The following is a 17138-nucleotide window of genomic DNA, read 5'->3' on the forward strand; positions in this document are numbered from 1 at the left end:
GAGCCGCGTTGCATCGTTTTCGTTTTCGGGAGGAACAATGGTCACCACCACCACCGACGTCCACGCATGGCTCGGTGCCAACGCCCATGCGGTCGACAGCACCGATCCCGCCTTCACCGGACCGGACCTCGACGCGCTGCTCGCACTGCTCGGCCCCGCCACGGTCGTCGGGCTAGGCGAGTCGACACGGTTCTCCCGGCAGACCTTCGGGGTGCGGGAGCGGGTGTTCCGCGCCCTGGTCGAGCGGCACGGGTTCCGCGCACTGGCGATCCAGGACACCGCGCGCTCCGGCGCACGCTGGGATCGGTTCGTCACCACGGGAGCGAGCGATCCCGAAACTGTGCTCGCCGGCGCGTGGCGGCCGTGGCGAACCGGGGAAACAGTCGCGGCACTGCGGTGGATTCGTGCGTACAACCTCGCCCATCCGGCCGATCCGGTGCGGATCTTCGGTGTCGAACCGCCACTGGCCGAGCCGAGCGACTACGACGCGGTGCTCGCCTACGTGCGCGAAACCGCACCGGAGCAGTTGGCCCCGATCGATGCACACCTCGCGCTGATCCGCACCGCGCACCAGGTCGACGAGCATGTCCAGCAACACCAAGGCATCCACCCGGGCCGTCCCTTCGTCGAACACGCGCGGGCCGCGATCGCGCTGCTCGAAGCACTGCCGGACACGCAGGAACGCGCCACCGCGCTCACCCACGCGCGCCTGATCCATGACTTCCATGAGCAGAGCGTCGCGGGCCAGGGCGGTTTCGCCCGCGACGAGCGGCCCTCCGCCGAAACGCTGATCGAGTGGCAGCGCACGACGGGCGCCAAGATCGCCTACTGGGACGGGCTCGCCCACACGACCAACGTCCCCCTCCTCGCCATGGGTTCGGCCGAATTCCGCGGCGCGGGAAGTCATTTGCGCGAACACTTCGGTGCTGGATATATCTCGGTGGCCATCGGCTTCCACCACGGGGACCTGGGAATGGCCGTAGCGCCCGATCCGCTGCCCGACCTGGTCGACGCCATGCTCGGCGCGCTCGACCTGCCCGCGTACTACGTGGACCTGCACGCCGACGCGCCCGAATCGGTGCGCGGCTGGCTGAACCGACCCGCGAAAGCGCGCACCATCAGCGGCGTGTACGACCCGGCGAAGGATGCCGACGCGAACATCCGGGTGGAATCGCTCGCCGCCGCGTTCGATGTGCTGCTCCACGTGCGGGAGACCACGCCGGTGCACTGGCTGCCTGCATCCGACTGAACAGCTACACGAACGCGATCGCGGCCAGGCGATGCGCTGAGTGTTACGAGCATCCACCTGAACCGTCGCACGAACGAAGTCATCAGGCGGGCGACGCAGCGGCCCCGCAGGCATCCACCTGCGCCGCCCGCCGCACGGCCATCGGCGGGAGGATACGCAGGCCATCCTTCTGAGCGGGCCGGACGCGGGTCAGGGGCCAATAGACTCGGGATCATGGATGCGGCCGATTGGGACGAGCGTTACGCGCAAGCGGAATTGATCTGGGGCGCACCGCCGAACAGCACCGTGGTCGAGCACGTCTACGGGTTGGAGCGGCGGACGCCGCTACAACCCGCCGACCCCGAAAGCGAACCACCGGAACTCCCGCGCGCACTCGACCTCGCCTGCGGCGAAGGCCGCAACACCCTGTGGCTCGCGACGCACGGCTGGCAGGTGCACGCCGTCGACTATTCCCAGGTCGGGATCGACAAGGGCCGCACTGTGGCGTCGCGGCTGTCCCGCTCGGTTCGCGGCCGCATCACCTGGCAGTGCACCGATGTCACCAACCTGGGCGCGGCGGACATCACGGGCCCGTTCGAGCTGGTCCTCATGGTTTTCCTGCATCTACCCGCCGAGCAGCGCCGCATGGTGGTTCGCCGGGCAGCCGACCTGCTCGCTCCGGAAGGCACTCTGCTCGTCCTCGGCCACGACACCACGAACCGGACCGATGGTTTCGGCGGCCCACAGGACCCGGCCATCCTCTTCACCCCTGACGATATCGTCGCCGACCTCGGCCCCGCGGCCGCCGCCCACCGCATCCGAATCCGCATCGCCGACCGAGTCTTCCGCCCGACCGAAACACGCGACGCCATCGACGCCCTCGTCATCGCCACGCGCCCCACCGACTGATCCTGCGACGAGCGGTTGTGGAGACCTCTTTCTTCCACGATGCCGCGGCCATGCGCCAGCCGTGATGTCAGCACCAGCGAGCGAGCCAGGGGGTGACGGTGTCGGCGATGAAGTCGAAGCCGGCGCCGAAGGAGTGGGGCTGACCGGGGATGACACAGACTTCGGCGGCGTCGGCGGGGTCGGGGATACCGAAGGGGTCTTTGGCGCCGTTGATGACCACTACCTCGATGGCTCCGGCAGCGAGGAGTTCCTCGCGGCGGGACTTCTCCGGTTTTCCGGGTGGGTGCAGGGGGAATGAGAGCGCAAGCACGCCGCGTGCGCCGGCCGCGACAGCCGTGCGACAGGCGACCCTGGCTCCGTTGCTGCGCCCGCCCTGGATCAGGGGGATGCGCTTGCGGCCGCGCAGGTGGGCGACGATTTCGAGCCACGCCTCGTCCTGCTTGACTACCGAACCGGGCGCACGACGACCAGCGACCCGATACGGTTGCACAACCCTTGCGACCGCACCGCCCATCCGCAGCGCCGAATCACGCACCACGAGAAGATCTTTCGCATCGACCCCGCCGCCGGAACCATGCGTGAGCAGCAGTAGGAACGCGGGTTTGCGGGGTTGTTCGAGCTCGATCTCAGCCGGTCCGGCACTCGTCTCGATTCGCACACCCCACGGTAGCTGTGTTTTTGGCCGCGCGGGCGCGGCGGGTTCGCGGCCCCCTTGTGGCTCGCGTCCGAGCGGCCGACGCTGGCGACTTCGTCGCGGACGCGTCGGCCGCTCGGACGCGAGCCGGGCCGCGAACAGGCAATGCCCGGTCTCGCTGCGCTCGGAAGCGGGGGGTTGGGCCGGTGTGGTTGCGAGAGGCGGGCGTGGGACCCGGATGGTCGGGGCATACCGGTGGGGTGACGGCCGGTGCAACGTTGTCGTAGACGCGACAGCATGATGCGAGCCTGCTCGCGAGAGCCGTCGTGTTTATCGCGTCACATTGCACGCTTCGCTCTTTGCCGACTCATTACCGGTCGGTAATATGATCCATAAGTTACCCGCGGGTAGTATGCGGAAAACCGGCACGACTACCCGGTGGAGCGAACAACGGGCGGGAACGGCATCCAACCGACCGCACCCGAACTCAACGGAGAGAGCACTGAGATGGGTCACTACAAGAGCAACGTCCGCGACCTGGAGTTCAACCTCTTCGAGGTCCTCGGCCTCGGCTCCATCCTGGACAGCGGCGCCTACGGCGACCTCGACACGGACACCGTCAAGGAGATGCTCAACGAGGTGCGCCGCCTCGCTGAGGGCCCGCTCGGTGAATCGTTCGCCGACGGCGACCGCAATCCGCCGGTCTTCGACCCCGCGACCCACACGGTCACGCTGCCCGAGTCCTTCAAGAAGAGCTACCGCACCATCCAGGACGGCGGCTGGGATCGGCTGGGCGTCGCCGAGGAGCTCGGCGGCATGCCGGTCCCGCGCGCGGCCTACTGGGCCATCGCGGAACTACTCCTTGGCGCGCAGCCGGCCGCCTTCATGTACGCCGCGGGCGCCGGCTTCGCGAACATCTTCTACAACAACGCCACCGAAGAGCAGAAAGGTTGGGCGAAGATCGCCGCCGACCAGGGCTGGGGCGCCACCATGGTGCTGACCGAGCCCGATGCCGGTTCGGACGTCGGCGCAGGCCGCACCAAGGCCATCGAGCAGGAAGACGGCTCCTGGCACATCGAGGGTGTGAAGCGATTCATCACCTCGGGCGACGCCGACGACCTGTTCCCGAACATCATGCACTTGGTGCTGGCGCGTCCCGAGGGCGCAGGCCCTGGCACCAAGGGCCTTTCGCTGTTCTTCGTACCGAAGTTCCACTTCGACCACGAGACCGGCGAGCTGGGCGAGCGCAACGGCGTCTTCGTCACCAACGTCGAGCACAAGATGGGCCTGAAGGTCTCCGCCACCTGCGAGGTCACCTTCGGCGGTCACGGGGTCCCGGCCACGGGCTGGCTGGTCGGCGAGGTACACAACGGCATCGCACAGATGTTCGACATCATCGAGCACGCGCGGATGATGGTGGGTACCAAGGCCATCGCGACCCTGTCGACCGGCTACCTGAACGCCCGCGACTATGCCAAGGAGCGGGTGCAGGGCGCCGACCTGACCCAGATGACCGACAAGGCCGCGCCCCGCGTGACCATCTCCCACCACCCGGACGTGCGTCGTTCGCTGGCGACCCAGAAGGCGTACGCCGAGGGCCTGCGCGCGGTGTACCTGTACACCGCCGCCCACCAGAACGCCGATATAGCGCAGCACGTCTCGGGCGCCGACGCCGATCTGGCCGCGCGGGTGAACGACCTGCTGCTGCCGATCGTCAAGGGCGTCGGTTCCGAGCGGGCCTACCAGTACCTGACCGAGTCGCTGCAGACCTTCGGTGGTTCCGGCTTCCTGCAGGATTACCCGATCGAGCAGTACATCCGGGACGCGAAGATCGACTCGCTGTACGAAGGCACCACCGCCATCCAGGCGCAGGACTTCTTCTTCCGCAAGATCGCCCGTGACCGCGGCGCCGCGCTGGCCCACGTGGCCGGCCAGGTGCAGAAGTTCATCGAGTCCGAGGCGGGCAACGGCCGCCTGAAGGCCGAGCGCAAGCTGCTGGCCACCGCGCTGGAGGACGTGCAGGCCATGGCCGCCACGCTCACCGGCTACTTGATGGGCGCCCAGGAGCAGCAGACCGAGCTGTACAAGGTCGGCCTCGGTTCGGTGCGGTTCCTGCTCGCGGTCGGCGACCTGCTCATCGGTTGGCAGCTGCTGCGCCAAGCCGAGGTCGCCATCGCGGCGCTCGACGGTGTGGTTTCGTCCGACTCGCAAGCAGGCGGCACGGGTACCGACAAGGCGTTCTACCAGGGCAAAATCGCGGTAGCGCAGTTTTTCGCGCGCAACATCCTGCCCGAGCTGACCGCCACTCGCGCCGTGCTGTCCACCCTGGACAACGACATCATGGAACTGGACGAAGCCGCCTTCTGACGGTTCACACAACCCGCGTACGACACAACGGCCCGGAGATTTCTCCGGGCCGTTTGTCGTGTCGCGGCCGGCCCGGACCCGCGTACCGCCCCAACGGCTGGGCCGACCCGGGCAGCCTGCCCGCGCCGGAGGACATCCCACGCGGCGGACACCTGGTGCACGATCCCGCGGCAAACCAGATCCGCCGGATGAGCGTGCGGGTCTACCGTCCTGGCACGGCCGTGGTGGCTGTACCGATTGGTGACAATCGCCCGAACGACCGGGATCGCCCGCCGATGTACGGGACATAGCGGCCGCGAGCAGGCACAATGTCCGGGCAGACCGGCGCAAGAGAAGGGACTGTCCGGATGACTCGATCGCTGTCCGCTCTCGCCAGAGCCGGTGCGCTCGCCGCGGTCCTCTCGCTCGCCGTGGCAGCGCCCGCCATAGCCGACCCGAACAACGTCATGCCGATCCCGGCGCTCAACGGCATCCACAGCCTGCCCGAGCTCCCCGGCCCGACGAAGGCCGTGTACCAGGTGACCGGCATGGACAGCCCGAACCGCACCCAGAATGTCAACGTGCTCGGCACCGACCTCGGCATCATGTGGGACGACGGCAGCGGCCGGATGATCACCGCCTTCGGCGACAGCGCCGGTCTGGGCTTCCCCAACCTCCTCGCGGGCAGCATCTGGGCCTGGACCAGCAATGTGCTGTTCCGCAGCTCCGACCACAACCCGTCCGACGGAATCGTCTTCGACGACGTCGTGCCGAATCCCTTGCCGAGCCCCAAGATCCCCGGCATCGAAATCAGTTTCATTCCGACCGCGGGCATTTCGGTAGGCGGCGTACAGTACATGAGCCTGATGTCGGTCCGGGAATGGGGCGACAACGGCAAATGGAGCACCAACTTCTCCACCTTCGCCGCCTCCCGCGACGGCGGCGCCACCTGGTCTCAACTCGCCACAACCCGCCGCGCGAACGTCGACGGCCACGAGAAGTTCCAGCAGAATGCCTTTGTGAAGGCCGGGGGCTACGTCTACCGCTACGGCACCCCTGCCGGGCGCAACAACCCAGGGTTCGTATCCCGCGCCAGCGAGTCCGACATCGCCGACCTCGACGCCTACGAGTACTGGGACGGTCGCGCGTGGAAACCCGGCGACGCCAAGACCGCGGCCCCCGTCGTCGGAGACGTCGGTGAAATCTCGGTCATGTGGAACGGCTACCTCCGCCAGTTCGTCATGCTGACCACCGACCCGGCCAACAGCGTCGTCATGCGCACCGCCCCCGCCCCCGAGGGGCCGTGGAGCGAGCCCCGCGTCCTCATCGACGCCCGCGCTCTGCCCACCGCCTACGCACCGATGATCTTCCCGTACCAAACGGGCAGCGATCTCTACTTCATGGTCACCCAGCACACCCAATACAACGTGCTGCTGATGCGAACGCCGCTCTGATCTCTATTCGCTCATTCGCATTTCACCACTGGTACCGGGTCGTATTTGACCGTGCGGGTTTTGCGGGAGACTTCGCGCCCCGTCTTGCGGTCGGTGATGATGCGGGTGTCGGAGACGGTGAAGCCCGGGGCGCCCTCGGTGGCGATGCAGTCCTTGCCCTTGGGCAGGGTGATGGTAGTGGGCTCGGTCGGCTTGGCGCGCTCGCCGGTGACGGATTCGACATCGACCGTCTTGGTGCCCCATAGCCGGACGGTGATCTCCGAGTCGGTGGTGAACGCCTCGATGTAGACGCCAGTTCCGGTGTTGTTGCGGAATTTCAGGTCGATCGCGCCGTCGAAGACGGTGGCCTCGCGGGCGGCCGGATAGCGGGAGATGTAGTAGCTGTGCTCGGTGTGGCCCGCGTCCTCCAACCCGGCGAAGTACGCGGCGTTGTAGAGCGTGGTGGCGAACTGGCTGATGCCGCCGCCGACGGCGGTGCTCGGGCGGCCGTGGTCGATGATGCCGGACTCGACATATCCCTCGGCGGTGCCGCGGGGGCCGGTGAAGTCGTTGAGCGAGAACGTGTCGCCCGGCTTCACGATCGCGCCGTTGACCTTCCTGGCCACCGTGCGGATATTGACGCCGGAAGGGCCGCTGAAGCCGCTGGTGGTGAACGAACCCATGGTTTCGACGACGCCGAGGGCCTGGACCGCTTCGGTGGTCAGTTTCGGTTCGACTCGCTCGTAGACCGCCTGCCCGGTCCGCTCACCCGGCGCGACCAGCAGCGCGGTGAACTGCTCGAGTGTCTTGGGCCAGTTGACCTTGTCGCCGACAACGGCGGGAACGACCGTCGGCTTGCCGCCGGACAGCGCGAACGTCGCGTCCTTCGGCTCGACTTCGGAGGGCGCGAGCTGCGGCGCCAGCAGTCCGATGGCGGCATCCTGGTTGACGGTCACGGTGAGACCACCCTGACCGTCCGGCCCGAAGGTCAGCACGGATGCGGTCTGCTCCGGTTCGAGCCTGGCCGCCGCGCCCTTGCCCGCGAACGTGATCGGCGCCCGCACGGCGGGCTCGGCGATCTCGCGCAGTGCCCGGTCGACCGCCTCGGGACGCACGTTCAGCGGTGCGGGAACAACCGGGAGATCCAGCGGTGCACCAGTGATCCAGTTGTCGACCAGCGCCGCACGTGCGGCGGCGAGGTCGAGCACCCGTCCAGGAACCGGTGGCACCGCGACGGGTCTGTCCTTGTCGAACTGGATGGTGCCCTCGACCGACGGGCGGTCGTAGACCCGCAGGTCGGTCAGCTGGCGGTCCAGGGTGGGATCGTCGATCTTGCTGGCGATCGCGACATCGCGGGTCGTGAAGAAGGAGGTGAGCCTGGTGATCGGGTTGAGCGGCTGCGTACCGATCCGCGACCAGGTGCCGTCCCAGTCCACGGCGAGCCCCGCGGCGCTGGGCACGAGACGGGTCTGCACGTCACCGATGCGCAACGGCAGTTCGCTGCCGGATCTGGGTTCGAGCTCGGCGCGCAGCGCGGCATCGGCCGCGGCCGTGTTCATGCCCCCGACGTCCACGCCTGCGACAACTGTGCCGCGCGGCACGTCACCCGAGGACAGCACCCAGTCCACCGCATAGCCGAGGCCGGCCACCGCGAGCACAGCGCCAACTGCGATGCCCGCCCGGCGTACCACCGCGATATCGAGGCGCTTGGGCGGCGGGTTGGCGATCGGACGGCGTCCAGGTGCACGGCGGGGGGCGGGCGGCACGGGCCGCCGACCGGCTTGCAGAGGTTGGGTCGGCGCCGAACCGCCATCCCATTCGCCCGACTGGTCCGGTTCGTGGGACCGGTCCGGCCCGAGGAACTGACGTAGGCCGACGTCGCCACCCGGTTGTGGGCCGCGGGGTCCGGTGCTCGGCTGGCTCGTCACGAACCGTCCTCCCCATTCGATTGAATTGGAAACTCGCACAACGCAAGTCCCCGCCAACGATAGTGGTCCTTGCCGACAACGTCCGCGAGCGGAATCTGCAGCAAACCTCGTGCAAAGAACCGGGTTGCACATACGAAAGCGGCTCCGCACAGTTGCCGGGTCGGGGGTCTGGCAACTGCGCGAAGCCAACCTGTTTATCCAACGGGGGCCAGCAGGCGTTACACACGCCAGACGAATTGTGATCCGATCCACGCGGGACAATCGACCACGACCTCTCGCCACCGGAGTTCGCCACATTACGAGGGAGATGGATGGCATGCAGCTGGGAATGATCGGCCTGGGCCGGATGGGCGCCAATATCGTGCGCCGCATCGTCGAGGACGGACACACCGCCGTCGGCTACGAACGTCGCCCCAAGCACATCGACGAACTGCGCGAAGAGCTGGGTGACAGCTTCCAGGGCTGCACCGAACTCGCCGATTTCGTGAGCAAGCTCGAGACACCGCGCGTGGTGTGGGTGATGATCCCCGCAGGCGCGACCGGCGCGGTGATCGACCAGGTGGCCGAACTGCTCGAGCCCGGCGACATCGTCATCGACGGTGGCAACAGCCGCTACCACGAGGACCTCGAGCGGGCCGCGCAGCTGAAGCCCAAGGGCATCCACTACCTGGACATCGGCACCTCGGGTGGCGTGTTCGGCCTGACCCGCGGCTACTGCCTCATGATCGGCGGCGAGGCCGAGCAGGTGAAATACCTGGACCCGCTGCTGAAATCCATCGCGCCGGGCCTGGACGCGGCCGAGCGCACGCCGGGACGCACCGGTGAGCCATCCACCGCCGAGCAGGGTTACCTGCACTGCGGACCAGCGGGCGCAGGGCACTTCGTGAAGATGGTGCACAACGGTATCGAGTACGGCGCGATGGCCGCCTACGCCGAGGGTCTGAACATCCTGCACAAGGCGAACTACGGCGCCGCGCACGCGGGCGAGTCCTCCGCGGAGGAGACGCCGCTGGAGCACCCGGAGTACTACCAGTACGACATCGACGTACCCGAGGTCACCGAGGTGTGGCGGCGCGGGTCGGTGGTCGCCTCGTGGTTGCTGGACCTCACGGCGACCGCGCTGCATGCCGACCCGAGCCTGGAGTCGTTCGGCGGCCGGGTGTCGGATTCCGGCGAGGGCCGATGGACGGTCGAGGCGGCGATCGACACCGGCGTGCCTGCGCCGGTTCTGTCGGCCGCCTTGTTCGCGCGGTTCTCCTCGCGAGGCGAGTCACTGTACGCGGACAAGGTGCTCTCGGCGATGCGCCTGGCATTCGGCGGGCACAACGAGCTGCCTGGGAAGTAACTGGCAACGAACGTGGCCCCCGACCGGAACTTCCGATCGGGGGCACGTTCGTTGTGCGGGTGTTACCGCTCGACGATGGCGACCACGCCCTGGCCACCCGCGGCGCAGATGGAGATCAGCGCACGGCCGGACCCCTTCTCCGCCAGCAGCTTCGCGGTGGAGGCGACGATGCGGCCGCCGGTCGCGGCGAACGGGTGACCGGCCGCCAGCGAGGAACCGTTGACGTTGAGCTTGCTGCGATCGATCGAACCGAGCGCGCCGTCCAGGCCGAGCCGCTCCTTGCAGTAGGCGTCGGACTCCCACGCGGCCAGGGTGGCCAGCACCACGGAGGCGAACGCCTCGTGGATCTCGTAGTAGTCGAAGTCCTGCAGAGTGAGGCCGTTACGGGCGAGCAGCCGCGGCACCGCGTAGGTCGGCGCCATCAGCAGGCCGTCGGGGCCGTGGATGTAATCGACCGCGGCGACCTCGCTGTCGATCAGGTGGGCCAGCACCGGAAGGTTGTGCTCGGCGGCCCACTCCTCGCTCGACAGCAGCACCGCGGAAGCGCCGTCGGTGAGCGGGGTGGAGTTGCCCGCGGTCATGGTCGCGTCACCCGCCTTGACACCGAAGACCGGCTTCAGGGTGGCCAGCTTCTCGACCGAGGAGTTCGGGCGCAGGTTGTCATCGCGAGTCAGCCCGAGGAACGGGGTGATCAGGTCGTCGAAGAAGCCGCGATCGTAGGCGGCGGCCATGTTCTTGTGCGAGAGGTAGGCCAGCTCGTCCTGCGCCGCGCGGGGGATGCCGAATTCCTTGGCGGTGATGGCGGCGTGCTCACCCATGGACAGACCGGTGCGCGGCTCGGCGTTGCGCGGGATCTCGATGCCGAGCATGCTCGGGCGCAGCTGGCCGACCAGTTTGAGGCGGTCCTTGTTGGTCTTGGCGCGGTTGGCGTCGAGCATCCACTCGCGCAGGCCATCGCTGACGCCGATCGGTGCGTCCGAGGTGGTATCGGTGCCGCCGCCCACGCCGGCCTCGATGCGGCTCGCGGCGATCGCGTCACCGACGGTGGCGATCGCCTGGAGTCCGGTGCCACAGGCCAGCTGAAGATCGTGTGCCGGGGTGTAGGGGCTGAGTTTGCTGCCGAGCACGCTCTCCCGGATCAGGCCGTGCTCCCCGACCCGCTTCAGGACGGCACCGCCGACGACCATGCCAAGCCGCTCACCCTGCAGGCCGAAGCGGCTGACAAGGCCGTCCAGCGCGGCGGTGAACATGTCCTGGTTGGAGGCGTGCGCGTACGCCTTGTCGGAGCGAGCGAACGGAATCCGGTTGCCGCCAACGATCGCGACCGGACGGGTGGTCTTACCGGTTTTGGGGGTGCTTTTCGCCGAACGGGCTTTGCTGGTCACTCGAGTCTCCAAGGTCTCGTGGATGGATGTCTCGGCGGCCCGATGTCGGCGTGGAGGATCCACGCGGATCGGCGCCCCGCCGCGATTGTTTACATTAAACTTACTCTGGAGTAAGTTTAATGTCGACACTGCACCCCGCAAAAGTGCGCCAGCAGACCGCGCCGGGGCGACCCCAGACCGAGAGACAGAACTCAGAAAAGGTAGGAATAGTGGCAGCCAGCAAAAGCAAGGGTGCTCCCAACCTCTACGGATCGTTCGTACAGTCCGCCCCCGGCGCGTTCCTGGCAGGCAAGCTCGGCCTGCCGCAGCCGGAGAACCTGCGTCGCTACGTCAAGGGCCAGCCGCCGCTGCCCGGTCCGGTGCTGATCGGCGGCAAGGGCCGTGTTGCCGAGCCGGTCCGCGCTCTGCTGTCGGATTACACCTTCGCCGACGCGCCGAGTACCGGCACCAAGTACGGCGCCCTGGTGTTCGACGCCACCGGCATCGGCTCGATCGAGGACCTCTCGCAGCTGTTCGAGTTCTTCCAGCCCGCCATGCGCAGTGTCACACCGTCCGGGCGGATCGTGGTCATCGGCACCACGCCCGAACTGACGTCGAGCGTGGACGAACAGATCGCGCAGCGCGCGCTGGAGGGCTTCACCCGCTCGGTCGGCAAGGAGCTGCGGCGCGGCTCGACTGCCCAGCTGGTGTACCTGCACCCGGCGGCGTCGGCCGCCGCGACCGGCTTGGAGTCGACCCTGCGTTTCCTGCTCTCGGCCAAGTCGGCATTCGTCGACGGCCAGGTCATCCGGGTCGGCAAGGACGACGCGTCCGCCCCAGCCGGCTGGGATCGCCCGCTGGACGGCAAGGTCGCCGTGGTCACCGGGGCGGCGCGCGGCATCGGCGCCACCATTGCCGAGGTATTCGCCCGCGACGGCGCGCAAGTGATCGTGGCCGACATCCCGGCGGCGGGTGAGGCGCTGTCACAGACCGCGAACAAGGTCGGCGGCACCGCGCTCGCGCTCGACGTCACCGCCCCCGACGCCGCCGAGAAGCTGGCCGAGTTCGCCACGGAACGGTTCGGCGGCATCGACATCATCGTGCACAACGCGGGCATCACCCGTGACAAGTTGCTGGCGAACATGGACGAGGGCCGCTGGAACTCGGTCATCAACGTGAATCTCGCCGCGCCGCACCGGATCACCGAGGGCCTGGTGGCTAAGGGGGCGCTGAAAGCGGGCGGTCGCGTGATCGACGTGTCCTCGATCGCGGGCATCGCGGGCAACCGCGGCCAGACCAACTACGGCGCCTCCAAGGCAGGCGTCATCGGCATGGTCGACGCCGAGGCGCCGAAGCTTGCGGAGAAGGGCATCACCATCAACGCCGTCGCGCCCGGCTTCATCGAGACCGCGATGACCGCCGCCATCCCGCTTGCCACCAGGGAGGCGGGCCGCCTGATGAGTTCGCTGCTGCAGGGCGGCCAGACCGTCGACGTGGCCGAGACCATCGCGTACTTCGCGAGCCCGGCCTCGAACGCAGTGACCGGCAACATCGTTCGGGTCTGCGGGCAGAGCCTGATCGGGGCATGATGACGCAAACGATCTCGCTGACCGAACCGCCGAAGAACACCAGTCTGTTCGTCAAGGCCGCGCTCGGCGCGGTGCCGCTGGTATCGGCGCGCAAGTCGACGGTGCCGGACCGCGCCATACAACTCGACGGGCTGCGCGTGGATCCGGATCACCTGGCCGCCTATTGCCGGGCGGCCGGTCTGCGGTTCGGCGACGCGCTGCCGCTGACCTATCCGTTCATCCTCACCTTCCCGCTGGCCATGCAGCTGGTGGTGGCGCGGGACTTCCCGTTCGTCGCGGTGGGCGCGGTGCACGCACAGAACCTGATCGCGCGCACCCGCGACATCTCGGTGAGCGAACCGCTGGACATCCGCACGCACGTCGAGAACCTGCGCGAGCACCCGAAGGGCCTGCTGGTCGACGCGATCAGCGACGTGAAGGTGGGGCGCGAGCTGGTGTGGCACCAGGTCACCACGTTCCTGCACCAGCAGCGGACCTCGCTGTCTGGCGGCCCGAAGCCGGAGCCCAAGCCGGACGAGGTTCCACCGCCGCCGCTGCGCACGCTTCGGGTGGACCAGAAGACGATCACCCGGTACGCGTCCGCGTCCGGTGACCGCAATCCGATCCACACCTCCGCGTTGGGCGCCAAGGCATTCGGCTTCCCCAAGGCGATCGCGCACGGCATGTGGTCGGCGGCGACCGTCCTCGGTGCTGTCGAAGGCCGCATCCCGGAAACGACCACCTACGAAGTCAAGTTCGGCAAGCCGATACTGCTGCCCTCCACCGTGAACCTGTACGCCGACCAGGTCGACGGCGGTTGGGATCTGGCACTGCTCCACCCGAAGAAGGGGTACCCGCACCTGACGGCTACTCTGCGCTGAGCGAACCCGATGGCCGGAGCCGCATCCCGATTCGCGCGAATCGGGATGCGGCTCCGGCCATTCCCATGCTCTGCCGGAATGGCGGGCAACCGGATCAGCAGTCACAGCCGCAGTCACAGCAACCGCAATCACCGCAGCTACAGCAATCGCCGCCGCAGCTACAGCATTCGCCGCAGCCCTCGCAGTCGCAGTCCTTGATCCAGGCGTCTTTGCGTTCACCGGTGCAGGGCTGGGTGTGGTCGGCGCAGCAGGCGTAACCAGTGCAGTAGGCCCCCAGGACGAGCGCGAGGGATGCACCGATACCTGGGCGGGTCGGCGGGCGATGTCCGGTGCGGCGGGCGTGGGCATGCGGCAGACCGGCGGTGTCACGGGAGGCTGAGCAGGTGTGCGCGACAACCGTCCCGATACCGCTGCCGAGTCGTCGCAGCACCGAAGTCAGCGGATCGAGCAGCATCCAGCGCACGGTGGGCACTCGGCTCAGCTCGGCCGCCGCGATCGCCGCGCGCAGGCTCGAATTCGATTGCCGCAGCAGATCGTAGGCCTCGGGCACAGTTGTTCCGGTGGCCGCCAGCGGGTTGAAGTGGTCCCGTGCAAGGTCGTCGTCATAGTCCGCGACGGCGTCGGCCAGATGTGCGATCCGGCCGAACTGCCACCCCGCTTCGCGGAGCGCGTCGACGTTCTCCGGACGGTCGGCCAATACGGCGGTATGGGCGAAGAACTCCGACGCGCACAGCTGGGTCGGCGCGGTCAGCCGGGTCAGCGGGTCGGCCGACGGCGCCATCGCCGAACACCAATGTGCCGACGCAGCAAGCGGTTCCGGTACGAACTCCGCGGTCAGGCTCGAATTGTCTACGGAGGCCAAGTCTTTCGGCGCTTGCTCCAGGTGCACCTGGGCGCCGAGCGCGGCGACGAGCGGTTCGACGTCGAGACCGATCCGCGCCGCGCTCGCGCGTGCTTCCCCAGCCCAGCGCGTCGCCGCCTTGGACAACGGCCCGCGGGTGAGCGCGGCGACGTCCCCGTCGTCCACGTGGTCGCGAATCTTGGCCGCCGCCAACAGCAACGAGGCGGTGGTTGCGAGCTGGACGCCGGGGGAGTCCGCGGTCGCCACCGACGCACGTCGCATCCCACGCAGCGGGCAGGGCGCGGCGGTGGTGCGTGCCGCCGAGCCGGACTGCGCCTCGGTGAGCATGCTCAACACGAGCGCGTCCTTGTTGGTGGTGGCACGAGCGAGCTGACCGTGCCCGTCCCGCAGCCCGAGACACAACCCGCATAGCTGCGTGCGCCACTCGGCCGCGTCGATTCCATACTTCTGAGCGCCGTGTGCACACGGCCTGAGCAACCCGAACACTTCCGCCCCGTTTCTCCCGGCTCGCTCGAATGAGCCGGTCCGCGTTTCTGAACCCCAGCACTCTGGCAGGCTGTCTGCCTGGTGGCAACTGGTGCGTTCGCCGAAGGAGGGACGGGCGGACTACTCGGCCTTCTTCCGGCCGGCCAGACCGCGCCAGGCCAGATCGTCGAGGAGGTCGACGGCCTCGGCGACCTCGATTCGGCCGCTGGACAAGCGGTCTGCGATGGCCTCGCCCGCGCCGATCACGGCGACCGCGACGACGTCGAAGTTCGTGCCGGGCTCCGCGTGCTTGGCGCTGGACTCGAGCAGTTTGGCGGTCAGCTCGATGACGCGCTCACGAGCGTTCTCGATCTCCGACGCGAACGCTTGCTGGCCGATGGCCTGACGGTAGAGCACCTGCCAGGAGCGGCGATTGCGGTCGACGAAGCCGAGGAACCCCTCCAGTGCGGTGCGGACCTGCTCGTGCGGCGACAGCAAAGGGTTGCCCGCGGGCGCGACGGACTCGATGAACCGTAGCCCCTCGCGCTGGATGCACGCGCGGAACAGTTCGTCCTTGGAGCCGTAGTACAGGTACAACATCGGCTTCGAAATCTTCGCCTCGGCGGCGATGGCATCCATCGACGTGTCGTGGAAGCCCTTACGCGAGAAGACCTCCACGGCGGCGTCGAGCATCTGCTGCTCACGAACCGCCCGTGGAAGTCGCTTCGTTCCGCCCGCCATCCACACTCCTACCACATGGTGAGTCTCATATCTTACTCCAAGGTAAGTTCCGGGGTTCCGATTCTCTCCCCCACACCCGGCTTCGCCGGGCGGCGCGCGTCAGCAGCGCGGCAGCGAACCCTTGTAACCGGCCATACGCAGCACCGAGGCATCCACCTGCGCCATGGACATGCGTCCACTCGATACGGCCTGTTCCAGCCGGTCGAGCACCTGGGGCACCGCGTCAGTGGTGATCCACAGGGCGTTGTCGGCACCGGCGAGTAGTGCGGCCTCGACCGCGTCCTCGATCGACATCCGGCTACTGATCGCGGCCATGCCGCCAAGGTCGTCGGTGAAGATCGGCCCCTGGAAGGGTGCTGCGCCGTAACCCTGGCCCTCCCGCAGCAGCGCCATCGCCTGCGGGCTGATGCTGGCCGGAACGTTCGGAGTGGTCAGGCCCGGCACGTCCAGGTGGCCGACCATCACGGCCGCGCCCGAGCCGATCAGGTCGCGAAACGGCACGAGGTCGATGGTCTGCATCGCGTCCAGCGGCGGGGTACGGACCGCGCCGGTGTGCGAGTCGCCGGAGCCGGAGCCGTGCCCGGGGAAATGCTTTATCACCGTGCCGACGCCGACCTCGCGCATCGCGCGGATGTAGGCGTCCGCGTAGCGCGTGACGACGGCAGGGTCGTCGGAGAAGGAGCGGTCACCGATCACTGCGTCATCGGGCTGGCTGCTGACGTCGACATCGGGGGCGAAGTCCACCGTCACGCCGAGGTCCTTCAAGGCCCGACCCCTGGTCAGGGTCGCGTCATAGAACTGCTCGGGGGTCATGGTCTGCGCGGTCACGCGAGCCGACGGCGCGGGCCCGATCAGGTCGCGGACCCGGGAGACGCGGCCGCCCTCCTCGTCGATGGTTACCATCAGCGGCACCTTGGCGACCTGTTTTACCTGCGCGATCTCACCCGAACCGAGTAGCGCCTGGTCGGTCCAACCACCGACGAAGATGCCACCGACCTGCTCGGTACGCACCACGTCGGTGGCGTCCGCGGCGCCGGTGACGCCGACTGTCAGCAGCTGGGCCAGCTTCTCCCGGGTCGTGAACTGCGCGAGATACCCCGCAGTGCAATCCTGCCGAGCCGGTGCCGTGACCGGTGTGGCGGCGGCAGTCGTCGCATCCGGCGTGGTGGCCCGCGACGACGTCGAATCGGTGGAGCCGCCGCCCGAACACGCGGTCGCGACAGCGGCGAAAACGGCAAGCACGAGCAGAGGCGTCTTCCGCATGGGCATCAACGGTACTCGGGGGGTAATAGCGGAGACCAGCCGCTACGCCCTACCGGGACAAAGACCGGCCGCACGCAAGTTCGACCGCGTATGCGCAGGTCTTCCGCGTGCGCCACTCGGGTTCATCCGGGGTCGGCGAGGGTAATCTCGAGGTATCGCCGGAGTCTCCCA

At 68.1% G+C, this 17138-nt stretch carries 13 protein-coding genes; 7 read left to right on the top strand and 6 right to left on the bottom strand.

What is annotated here, in order from left to right:
• Positions 1-37: 37 nt before the first annotated feature.
• Both OHB12_RS23735 and OHB12_RS23740 read left to right on the top strand, forming a co-directional pair.
• Positions 38-1249, top strand: coding sequence for an erythromycin esterase family protein (locus tag OHB12_RS23735; RefSeq protein ID WP_327110787.1), 1212 nt, complete (start codon positions 38-40; stop codon positions 1247-1249).
• Positions 1250-1462: 213 nt separating this feature from the next.
• Complete coding sequence (locus OHB12_RS23740) at positions 1463-2137, top strand: class I SAM-dependent methyltransferase (RefSeq protein WP_327110788.1); 675 nt, start codon at positions 1463-1465, stop codon at positions 2135-2137.
• A gap of 67 nt (positions 2138-2204) precedes the next feature.
• On the opposite strand, the gene OHB12_RS23745 is transcribed toward OHB12_RS23740, so the two are convergent.
• A complete protein-coding gene (locus OHB12_RS23745) occupies positions 2205-2795 on the bottom strand; it encodes an alpha/beta hydrolase family protein (protein ID WP_327110789.1) in 591 nt (196 codons plus the stop codon).
• 483 nt (positions 2796-3278) lie between these two features.
• Between OHB12_RS23745 and OHB12_RS23750 the strand changes: the two genes are divergently transcribed.
• Together OHB12_RS23750 and OHB12_RS23755 are read left to right on the top strand one after the other, a co-directional pair.
• Entirely contained in the window at positions 3279-5138 is a 1860-nt protein-coding gene (locus tag OHB12_RS23750) for an acyl-CoA dehydrogenase (RefSeq protein WP_327110790.1), read from the top strand.
• Between the two features lie 347 nt (positions 5139-5485).
• Positions 5486-6571, top strand: coding sequence for a DUF4185 domain-containing protein (locus OHB12_RS23755; RefSeq protein ID WP_327110791.1), 1086 nt, complete (start codon positions 5486-5488; stop codon positions 6569-6571).
• An 11-nt stretch (positions 6572-6582) separates the two neighbouring features.
• On the opposite strand, the gene OHB12_RS23760 is transcribed toward OHB12_RS23755, so the two are convergent.
• On the bottom strand, positions 6583-8478 hold the full coding sequence (locus OHB12_RS23760) for a VanW family protein (protein WP_327110792.1): 1896 nt from the start codon (positions 8476-8478) through the stop codon (positions 6583-6585).
• Positions 8479-8794: 316 nt separating this feature from the next.
• Here OHB12_RS23760 and gnd point away from each other — a divergent pair, with 316 nt between their 5' ends.
• Positions 8795-9823, top strand: coding sequence for a phosphogluconate dehydrogenase (NAD(+)-dependent, decarboxylating) (gene gnd, locus OHB12_RS23765; protein WP_327110793.1), 1029 nt, complete (start codon positions 8795-8797; stop codon positions 9821-9823).
• A 62-nt stretch (positions 9824-9885) separates the two neighbouring features.
• Here the strand turns inward: gnd and OHB12_RS23770 are convergent, their stop codons facing one another.
• Complete coding sequence (locus OHB12_RS23770) at positions 9886-11208, bottom strand: acetyl-CoA C-acetyltransferase (protein WP_327110794.1); 1323 nt, start codon at positions 11206-11208, stop codon at positions 9886-9888.
• 209 nt (positions 11209-11417) lie between these two features.
• Between OHB12_RS23770 and OHB12_RS23775 the strand changes: the two genes are divergently transcribed.
• Together OHB12_RS23775 and OHB12_RS23780 are read left to right on the top strand one after the other, a co-directional pair.
• A complete protein-coding gene (locus tag OHB12_RS23775) occupies positions 11418-12776 on the top strand; it encodes a 3-oxoacyl-ACP reductase (RefSeq protein WP_327110795.1) in 1359 nt (452 codons plus the stop codon).
• Positions 12773-13636 (top strand): MaoC family dehydratase, encoded by an 864-nt coding sequence (locus tag OHB12_RS23780; protein ID WP_327110796.1) that lies wholly within the window; start codon positions 12773-12775, stop codon positions 13634-13636. The genes OHB12_RS23775 and OHB12_RS23780 overlap by 4 nt, the downstream gene beginning before the upstream one ends.
• A 94-nt stretch (positions 13637-13730) precedes the next feature.
• Here OHB12_RS23780 and OHB12_RS23785 read toward each other — a convergent pair whose 3' ends face one another.
• From OHB12_RS23785 to OHB12_RS23795, 3 genes are all read right to left on the bottom strand, one after another.
• On the bottom strand, positions 13731-14984 hold the full coding sequence (locus tag OHB12_RS23785; protein WP_327110797.1) for a DUF5685 family protein: 1254 nt from the start codon (positions 14982-14984) through the stop codon (positions 13731-13733).
• 120 nt (positions 14985-15104) lie between these two features.
• On the bottom strand, positions 15105-15704 hold the full coding sequence (locus OHB12_RS23790) for a TetR/AcrR family transcriptional regulator (RefSeq protein ID WP_327110798.1): 600 nt from the start codon (positions 15702-15704) through the stop codon (positions 15105-15107).
• Between the two features lie 99 nt (positions 15705-15803).
• Positions 15804-16967 carry a glycoside hydrolase family 3 N-terminal domain-containing protein gene (locus tag OHB12_RS23795; RefSeq protein ID WP_327110799.1) on the bottom strand — a complete coding sequence of 388 codons (1164 nt, stop codon included), beginning with the start codon at positions 16965-16967 and terminating at the stop codon, positions 15804-15806.
• Positions 16968-17138 lie beyond the last annotated feature (171 nt).

The organism is Nocardia sp. NBC_01730 (assembly GCF_035920445.1).
Classification (GTDB): domain Bacteria; phylum Actinomycetota; class Actinomycetes; order Mycobacteriales; family Mycobacteriaceae; genus Nocardia.